Below are 8,932 nucleotides of genomic sequence, written 5' to 3' on the forward strand. Positions count from 1 at the left end.
TAAAAAGAGCCTAACAATAAGATAGATACAGTGTTATCTACATACGTTGCGCTTTGCAACGGTGATTATATAACAAAGAAGTAGAAGGGAGTATTTTCATGACTAAGTATATTTTTGTAACAGGCGGTGTAGTATCGTCTTTAGGTAAAGGTATTACAGCAGCATCTCTTGGAAGACTTTTAAAGAATCGTGGTTTAAACGTAACTATTCAAAAGTTTGATCCATACATTAACGTAGACCCAGGGACTATGAGCCCCTACCAACACGGTGAGGTATTCGTAACAGATGATGGTGCAGAAACGGACTTAGACCTAGGTCACTATGAGCGTTTTATCGACATCAACTTAAAYAAATACAGCAACGTAACAACAGGTAAAATTTACTCTTCAGTTCTTCAAAAAGAGCGCCGTGGTGAATATTTAGGAGGAACAGTTCAAGTTATTCCTCACATTACTAACGAAATTAAAGAACGTGTATATCGTTCTGGTCGCGAAACAAATGCCGACGTTGTTATTACAGAAATCGGTGGAACTGTTGGTGATATCGAGTCTTTACCATTCTTAGAAGCAATTCGTCAAATTAAGAGCGACATCGGTCGTGACAATGTAATGTACATTCACTGTACGTTAATCCCGTACTTAAAAGCAGCGGGTGAAATGAAAACAAAACCAACGCAACATAGCGTTAAAGAGCTTCGCAGCTTAGGTATTCAACCAAATATTATCGTTGTTCGTACAGAACTACCTGTTTCTCAGGACATGAAAGACAAGCTTGCATTATTCTGTGACATCGATACAAAAGCAGTTATCGAAGCACGCGATGCAGATACTTTATATGCGGTTCCATTATCTCTTCAAGAACAAAACATGGACCAAATCGTTTGTGATCACTTGAAGTTAGACAATCCAGCTGCAGATATGACAGATTGGACTGCGCTAGTTAATAAAGTACGTAACCTTTCTAAGAAAACAAAAATCGCTCTTGTTGGTAAATACGTAGAGCTTCAAGATGCATACATTTCTGTTGTAGAAGCGCTTCGTCATGCAGGTTATTCATTCGACACAGATGTAGAAGTGAAATGGGTAAATGCTGAGCACGTAACAGCAGAGAACGTAAAAGAATTAGTTGGCGACACAGATGGTATCCTTGTACCAGGTGGCTTCGGCGATCGTGGTGTAGAAGGTAAAATCGTTGCAATTCAATATGCTCGTGAAAACAAAGTTCCATTCTTAGGAATTTGCCTAGGTATGCAACTTGCATCAATCGAATTTGCACGTAACGTATTAGGATTAGAAGGGGCTAACTCTTCTGAAATTAATCCTGACACACCTTATGCAATCATCGATTTATTACCAGAACAAAAAGATGTAGAAGATTTAGGTGGTACACTTCGCCTTGGTCTATATCCATGTAAGCTTGCTGAAGAAACAAATGCTTACAATGCTTACAATGAGCCGGTTGTATATGAGCGTCATCGTCATCGTTATGAGTTCAACAATCAATTCCGTCCAGATATGGAAAAAGCAGGATTTGTATTCTCTGGTACAAGCCCAGACGGTCGTCTAGTGGAAATTATTGAATTACAAGATCACCCTTGGTTCGTGGCAGCACAGTTCCATCCAGAACTTGTATCTCGTCCAAACCGTCCACAACCATTGTTCCATGACTTCGTAAGTGCTTCTATTACGAATAAAGAGAGCAAGTAATAAAAAAAAGCGCCTGAAATAGGGCGCTTTTTTTAATATTCGTTTAACATTTCATCAATTGTAAATTTCAATCCGTGATAAGCAAATAAAGCTATAATTAAACTTGGGAACCCATAGCGGTTACCTTCATCATCTGGAATAAGACCTTTTAACAGCTTTGTATCAATATGTACATCTGTATATTGTTCCAGTGATTCAACACCTTCTTGAATAGCCGAGATTCCAACGATAGATTGGCCTTCTTCATGAAGTTTTTTCGCGGTTTTTATAATTTCTTCATCTGTCGAAAAACGACTAATAAGAAGTACGCGGTCCGCAGAAGTCACTGCCGCCGGTTCACCGTTTTCTATTAAACGTTTTGCTTGTTTCATTGGTTCGGCGCCAAACAATGCTTCTGAAACAATACCTTCCATTTCGTTTGTACCATGCAAGTAAATGAAGCCATCGCCAACTAACGCCTGGGCAAGTAGACGAGCGCTATCTTCTATATTCATTTCCTCTTTTTGAGAAATTTTGGAGAAATATCCACTTAATTGAGTCGAGAAAATTTTTAACATGTTGTTGCTCCTTTCTTTCGTGTTAGCTGGTTCTCATTATAGCTTATTTTTTTTGGAAAGGGGAAATAGTAGGGTGGCATAACAAAATAGGAAACGGTAAAATAAGAAAGAATAGGAAGGGATTTGGCAAAGAGTAGCGAAAATAAACCGATAAGATATAAGAAGCTTTAAATCTTGTACTTACACAGAAAGGTTGGGAGTTATGGAAGGGAAAATTTTAATCGTTGWTGATCAATATGGCATTCGTGTTTTATTGCATGAAGTGTTCCAAAAAGAAGGTTATCAGACGTTCCAAGCAGCGAATGGATTTCAAGCTTTAGATATCGTGAAAAAAGATAATCCGGATTTAGTAGTGTTAGATATGAAAATCCCAGGTATGGATGGTATAGAGATTTTAAAACATGTAAAAGAAATTGATGAGAGTATTAAAGTGATTTTAATGACTGCTTATGGAGAATTGGATATGATTCAAGAAGCGAAAGATTTAGGAGCTTTAATGCACTTTGCTAAACCGTTTGATATTGATGAGATTCGTCAAGCAGTGAGAGATCAGCTTGCTGTAGAGGCGTAAAAAATGAATTTTTTATAAAAAATATGGAAAAAAGCGTTTACATGGACTGTTGAGCAGGTGAATACAGTTGAGTTTTTGAGTACAAGTTGTTATCCTATTGAGTGTAGAAAGAAGTCCGGTATGTAAATATACATATTTTACCTTATTCTGGTCATACTACCAGCGATAAGAATTTATCGGATACAAAAAACGTTTTTTAGGAGGATTCACCATGCCTTTAGTTTCTATGAAAGAAATGCTAAACACAGCACTAGAAGGAAAATACGCAGTTGGTCAATTCAACATGAACAACTTAGAGTGGACTCAAGCTATCTTAGCTGCTGCGGAAGAAGAAAAATCTCCTGTAATCTTAGGTGTATCTGAGGGTGCAGCTCGTCATATGACTGGTTTCAAAACAGTTGTAGCTATGGTTAAAGCTTTAATCGAAGAAATGAACATTTCTGTTCCTGTAGCGATTCACCTTGACCATGGTTCAAGCTTCGAAAAATGTAAAGAAGCAATTGATGCAGGTTTCACATCTGTAATGATCGACGCTTCTCACCACCCATTCGATGAAAACGTTGAAACTACTAAAAAAGTGGTAGAATACGCACACGCTCGTAACGTATCTGTTGAAGCTGAGCTTGGAACAGTTGGCGGACAAGAAGACGACATCATCGCTGAAGGCGTAATTTACGCTGATCCAGCAGAGTGTAAGCACCTTGTTGAAGCAACAGGTATCGATTGCCTAGCTCCAGCTCTAGGTTCTGTACACGGTCCTTACAAAGGTGAGCCTAACTTAGGATTCGCTGAAATGGAACAAGTTCGTGACTTCACTGGCGTACCTTTAGTATTACACGGTGGTACTGGTATCCCAACTGCTGATATCGTAAAAGCTATTTCTCTAGGTACTTCAAAAATTAACGTAAACACTGAGAACCAAATTGAGTTTACAAAAGCTGTTCGTGAAGCATTAAACAAAGACCAAGAAGTTTACGATCCTCGTAAATATATTGGACCTGGCCGCGACGCTATCAAAGCAACTGTTGCTGGTAAAATGCGTGAGTTCGGTTCTAACGGTAAAGCGTAAGAATAAAATTCCGTTTTGGAAACCGTCTAGTCTTTTAGACGGTTTCCTTTCGTTGTATAATGAAAGCGCGAACAAGTCTAAAGATTTTATAAAGTGAATTTTTGGTTTGCAAATATAGAAAATAATGTGCATAGTCCTATTAATAAATGTGGTAAGTATCTGAATTGAGTAATTTGATTCGATGAATAGTTAATCTTCATCTATTTGTACAGCAGGGGAGCTACAGGTGATGGTTTTCTACTTATTGAGTTTCGGGATGGAAAGAGTGATTGAGATTCTTAAGGGGGAATCTTCTACTTCTTATAAAGAAGTAGAAGATAAATACATTCACAAGAAGGGAGCTCAATATGGAAAAGTTGCTAATTGAAGGCGGAAGAGCTTTAAATGGAACAATTCGTGTGAGTGGTGCAAAGAACAGTGCTGTTGCACTAATTCCAGCGACAATTTTAGCAGATACTCCAGTAACTATTGGCGGTGTTCCTAATATTTCGGACGTGAAAATGTTAGGAGACTTACTAGAGGAAATTGGAGGGAAAGTAACTTATGGGCAGGAAGAAGAGATGGTAGTCGATCCTTCTAACATGGTTGCGATGCCTTTACCAAATGGAAAAGTGAAAAAATTGCGCGCCTCTTATTATTTAATGGGTGCAATGCTTGGCCGTTTTAAAAAAGCTGTTATTGGGCTTCCAGGTGGATGTCATTTAGGGCCACGACCGATTGATCAGCATATTAAAGGGTTTGAAGCGTTAGGGGCATATGTTACAAATGAACAAGGTGCCATTTATTTAAGAGCAGACGAACTACGTGGGGCACGTATTTATTTAGATGTTGTTAGTGTAGGAGCTACAATTAATATTATGCTAGCGGCTGTACGAGCGAAAGGTAGAACTGTTATTGAAAATGCAGCGAAAGAGCCAGAGATTATTGATGTAGCTACATTGTTAACGAGTATGGGAGCACGTATTAAAGGTGCTGGTACAGACGTAATCCGAATTGATGGTGTGGATTCACTGCACGGTTGTCACCACACTATTATTCCAGACCGTATTGAAGCTGGTACGTATATGATTTTAGGAGCAGCATCAGGAGGAGAAGTAACAGTTGATAATGTTATTCCTCAGCATTTAGAATCCGTTACTGCGAAGCTAAGAGAAGCTGGTGTTCAAATTGAAACGAACGATGACCAAATTACAGTGAACGGCAATAGAAGGTTAAAAGTAGTTGATGTAAAAACGCTTGTATATCCAGGGTTTCCAACGGATTTACAACAGCCGTTTACAACGCTTTTAACAAAAGCGCATGGAACAGGAGTTGTAACTGATACAATTTACAGCGCACGTTTCAAGCATATTGATGAATTGCGCCGTATGAACGCGCAAATTAAAGTAGAAGGCCGTTCAGCAATTGTGACTGGACCGGTTTTATTGCAAGGTGCGAAGGTGAAAGCGAGTGACCTCCGAGCTGGTGCGTCCCTTGTTATTGCGGGTTTAATGGCAGATGGCATTACAGAAGTAACGGGACTTGATCATATTGATCGAGGTTACGAAAATATAGTAGACAAGCTTAAAGGGCTTGGTGCAAACATTTGGCGAGAACAAATGACAAAGCAAGAAATTGAAGAAATGAAGAATGCATAAAGTGAAACTTTAATCAGTATGGGGTATCCCACGCCGATTATTAACCCTCACCAATCGGGATAAGGTGGTGATACTTCCGTTAATGGGGAGCGAAGAATCACTACTAACGGAAGTACACTTTATAGAAAAACAAGGTTCACAAAATACGGCAGAAATATAAAGACTTAAAGGAGAGGGTTTATCGTGGAAAGAAGTTTATCTATGGAGTTAGTACGTGTAACAGAGGCTGCAGCATTATCATCAGCGCGTTGGATGGGGCGCGGAAAAAAAGATGAGGCAGATGGTGCAGCAACATCTGCTATGCGTGATGTATTTGATACAATTCCGATGAAAGGTACAGTTGTAATTGGCGAAGGTGAAATGGATGAAGCGCCAATGCTATATATCGGAGAAAAATTGGGTACAGGATATGGACCACGCGTAGACGTTGCAGTTGATCCTTTAGAAGGGACAAATATCGTAGCGGCTGGCGGCTGGAATGCGCTTGCTGTTATTGCAATTGCAGATCACGGCAATTTGTTACATGCTCCTGACATGTACATGGATAAAATAGCGGTTGGTCCAGAAGCAGTTGGTGCAGTTGATATTGACGCACCTATTATCGACAACTTACGTGCAGTTGCGAAAGCGAAAAATAAAGATATCGAAGATGTTGTAGCGACAGTTTTAAACCGTCCACGTCATCAAGCAATTATCGAAGAAATTCGTAAAGCTGGTGCTCGTATTAAATTAATTAACGATGGAGATGTAGCTGGAGCAATCAATACAGCATTTGACCGTACTGGTGTAGATATTCTATTCGGTTCTGGTGGAGCACCTGAAGGTGTATTAGCTGCGGTCGCATTAAAATGCTTAGGTGGAGAAATTCACGGGAAGCTCTTACCTCAAAACGAAGCTGAACTAGCTCGTTGTAAAAGAATGGGTATTGAAGATATCAATCGTATCCTTCGTATGGAAGACTTAGTAAAAGGTGACGATGCAATCTTTGCAGCAACAGGTGTAACAGACGGAGAACTATTACGAGGCGTTCAATTTAAAGGTAGCGTCGGAACAACACAATCCCTTGTTATGCGTGCAAAATCAGGCACAGTACGCTTCGTAGACGGCCGCCATAGCTTAAATAAAAAACCGAATTTGGTTATTAAATAAAAAGCGGAGGTGGCTCGTTTAGAAGGGGAAGGCATTGGGGCTCCTGACGAAGAGGCGTTTTTTGCCTCGCAGGAAGGGGCGAAATGACCGGAGATTCTAGCCGCTGAAGCTGGATTAAGTAAAAAGTGCAAGCAGCTCGTTCAGAATGGGAGGGGGATGGAGCTCCTGACGAAGAGGCGCTTTTTGCCTCGCAGGAAGAAGCGAAACCACCGGAGATTCTAGCTGCTGAAGCTGGATTAAATAAAAGCAGAAATGCCTTATCTATTCTGCCTTAAAATCAGGTGAGTAGAAAAAAGAAAGAAATATGAAAAGGCGAAGACAAATTTTCTTGTCTTCGCTTCTTGTATTTGTGTTTCAACGTATTGATTAAAACTAGATAAAAGGGTTACAATAGTGAATATTATCCTACTTGAACTTATTGCCTTTCATTATTATTTATTTGCCTTCCGTATTTTTCCCTTTACCCATGTGAAAAGAGAATAAAGTTAAAGTGTGGTGTCTGAATGAATTTGTCAATTGCAGCATTAGAAAACATGAAATTAAAAGAGTTATACGAGCTTGCGAAGGAATTTAAGATTTCGTATTACAGCAAGTTAACGAAAAAAGAGCTAATCTTCTCTATCTTAAAAGCTCGAGCAGAAAAAGAAGGTTTCTTTTTCATGGAAGGCGTATTAGAAATTATTCAATCAGAAGGATTTGGATTCTTACGTCCTATCAATTATTCTCCAAGCTCAGAAGATATTTATATCTCGGCTTCGCAAATTCGTCGTTTCGATTTACGTAATGGAGATAAGGTTTCTGGTAAAGTACGACCTCCGAAAGAAAATGAGCGCTATTTTGGATTGCTACAAGTTGAAGCTGTAAATGGAGATGATCCAGACTCAGCAAAAGAGCGTGTACATTTCCCTGCATTAACACCGTTATACCCAGATCGCCAAATGAAATTGGAGACGGAAACGAAAAAGTTACCGACACGCATCATGGATTTAATCGCACCAGTTGGATTTGGACAACGTGGTTTAATTGTTGCGCCTCCAAAGGCTGGTAAAACAAGTCTGTTAAAAGAAATTGCACACAGTGTCACAACAAATCATCCGGAAGCAGAATTAATTGTACTTTTAATTGATGAGCGTCCAGAGGAAGTAACAGATATTGAACGTTCTGTTAAAGGTGATGTTGTAAGTTCTACTTTTGATGAAGTGCCAGAGAATCATATTAAAGTAGCGGAGCTTGTATTAGAGCGTGCAATGCGTCTTGTAGAACATAAAAGGGACGTTGTCATTTTAATGGATAGTATTACCCGTTTAGCGCGTGCTTACAACCTTGTTATTCCGCCAAGTGGTAGAACCTTATCGGGTGGTATTGATCCTGCTGCTTTTCATAGACCGAAGCGTTTCTTTGGGGCTGCGCGTAATATCGAAGAGGGCGGTAGCCTAACGATTTTAGCAACAGCGCTTGTTGATACAGGGTCTCGTATGGATGATGTAATTTAYGAGGAGTTTAAAGGAACTGGAAATATGGAACTTCACTTAGATCGCTCATTAGCTGAGCGCCGTATCTTCCCAGCGATTGATATTCGTCGCTCTGGTACGCGTAAAGAAGACCTATTAATTCCGAAAGAACATTTAGACAAGCTGTGGGGTATTCGTAAAACAATGCGTGATACACCAGACTTTGTTGAAGGCTTCTTACGTAAACTTCGTCAAACAAAGACAAATGAAGAATTTTTACAAAACATTGTTGCAGACTCAAAAAGGTATGTAACCACTAAGTAAAGGGAAAAGATGGGGACTCGCTTATTTCGTAGTAAGCGAGTTTTTTATGTTTTTAAGGGAATGTTAGAGAGAGTAATATATGGAAAAAATTTGTTTTTTAAGATGGAAATCATATTTGGATTGAGAGCTTGAAGTGCCCTACGATTCTGGGCGAGCCGCTTGCGCTTTAAGGTGTATCTAGTTCCATCTCCAGCGGCTAGAATGGTCGGTGGCTTCGCGTCTTCCTACGAGGCAAAAAGCGCCTCTTGGTCGAGAGCTTGAAGTGATCTGCGATTCTAAACGAGCCGCTTGCGCTTTTAGGTATTATCCAGCTCCAACGGCTAGAATCTCCGGCTATTTCGCTCTCTCGGTCGAAGCAAAAAGCGCTTCTTGGTCGAGAGCTTGAAGTGATCTGGATTCTGAACGAGCCGCTTGTGCTTTTAATTTTTAAAAAGACAAAAACAGGTAGTTGCAAAATGGAGTTAGCCT

General features: G+C 39.8%; 8 protein-coding genes. 7 read left to right on the forward strand and 1 reads right to left on the reverse strand.

Going from position 1 to position 8,932, the window contains the following annotated elements; translation table 11 throughout:
• Window positions 1-98 precede the first annotated feature (98 nt).
• Window positions 99-1,706, forward strand: a complete 1,608-nt coding sequence (pyrG, locus tag AC1DJR_RS00315; protein WP_002016314.1) for a CTP synthase — start codon at window positions 99-101, stop codon at window positions 1,704-1,706.
• Window positions 1,707-1,738: 32 nt separating this feature from the next.
• Here pyrG and AC1DJR_RS00320 read toward each other — a convergent pair whose 3' ends face one another.
• Window positions 1,739-2,263, reverse strand: a complete 525-nt coding sequence (locus AC1DJR_RS00320) for a DUF2529 domain-containing protein (protein ID WP_002034892.1) — start codon at window positions 2,261-2,263, stop codon at window positions 1,739-1,741.
• Between the two features lie 202 nt (window positions 2,264-2,465).
• Between AC1DJR_RS00320 and spo0F the strand changes: the two genes are divergently transcribed.
• From spo0F to rho, 6 genes are all read left to right on the forward strand, one after another.
• A complete protein-coding gene (gene spo0F / locus AC1DJR_RS00325; protein ID WP_477001833.1) occupies window positions 2,466-2,834 on the forward strand; it encodes a sporulation initiation phosphotransferase Spo0F in 369 nt (122 codons plus the stop codon).
• Window positions 2,835-3,045: 211 nt separating this feature from the next.
• Complete coding sequence (locus AC1DJR_RS00330; protein WP_002016312.1) at window positions 3,046-3,903, forward strand: class II fructose-bisphosphate aldolase; 858 nt, start codon at window positions 3,046-3,048, stop codon at window positions 3,901-3,903.
• Window positions 3,904-4,250: 347 nt separating this feature from the next.
• Complete coding sequence (gene murA, locus AC1DJR_RS00335; protein ID WP_002034893.1) at window positions 4,251-5,540, forward strand: UDP-N-acetylglucosamine 1-carboxyvinyltransferase; 1,290 nt, start codon at window positions 4,251-4,253, stop codon at window positions 5,538-5,540.
• Window positions 5,541-5,723: 183 nt separating this feature from the next.
• Entirely contained in the window at window positions 5,724-6,689 is a 966-nt protein-coding gene (gene glpX / locus AC1DJR_RS00340; protein ID WP_002016310.1) for a class II fructose-bisphosphatase, read from the forward strand.
• Window positions 6,690-6,814: 125 nt separating this feature from the next.
• Entirely contained in the window at window positions 6,815-6,964 is a 150-nt protein-coding gene (locus tag AC1DJR_RS00345) for a hypothetical protein (protein WP_410588741.1), read from the forward strand.
• A gap of 228 nt (window positions 6,965-7,192) precedes the next feature.
• Window positions 7,193-8,464, forward strand: a complete 1,272-nt coding sequence (gene rho / locus AC1DJR_RS00350; protein ID WP_002016308.1) for a transcription termination factor Rho — start codon at window positions 7,193-7,195, stop codon at window positions 8,462-8,464.
• Window positions 8,465-8,932 lie beyond the last annotated feature (468 nt).

The organism is Bacillus sp. 05T31, from assembly GCF_056396725.1.

Excerpts from the sequence above, each read along its gene's own strand:
- AC1DJR_RS00330 (WP_002016312.1), top strand. The coding sequence starts at position 3,046 with ATGCCTTTAGTTTCTATGAAAGAAATGCTAAACACAGCACTAGAAGGA.
- murA (WP_002034893.1), top strand. The coding sequence starts at position 4,251 with ATGGAAAAGTTGCTAATTGAAGGCGGAAGAGCTTTAAATGGAACAATT.
- AC1DJR_RS00320 (WP_002034892.1), bottom strand. The coding sequence starts at position 2,263 with ATGTTAAAAATTTTCTCGACTCAATTAAGTGGATATTTCTCCAAAATT.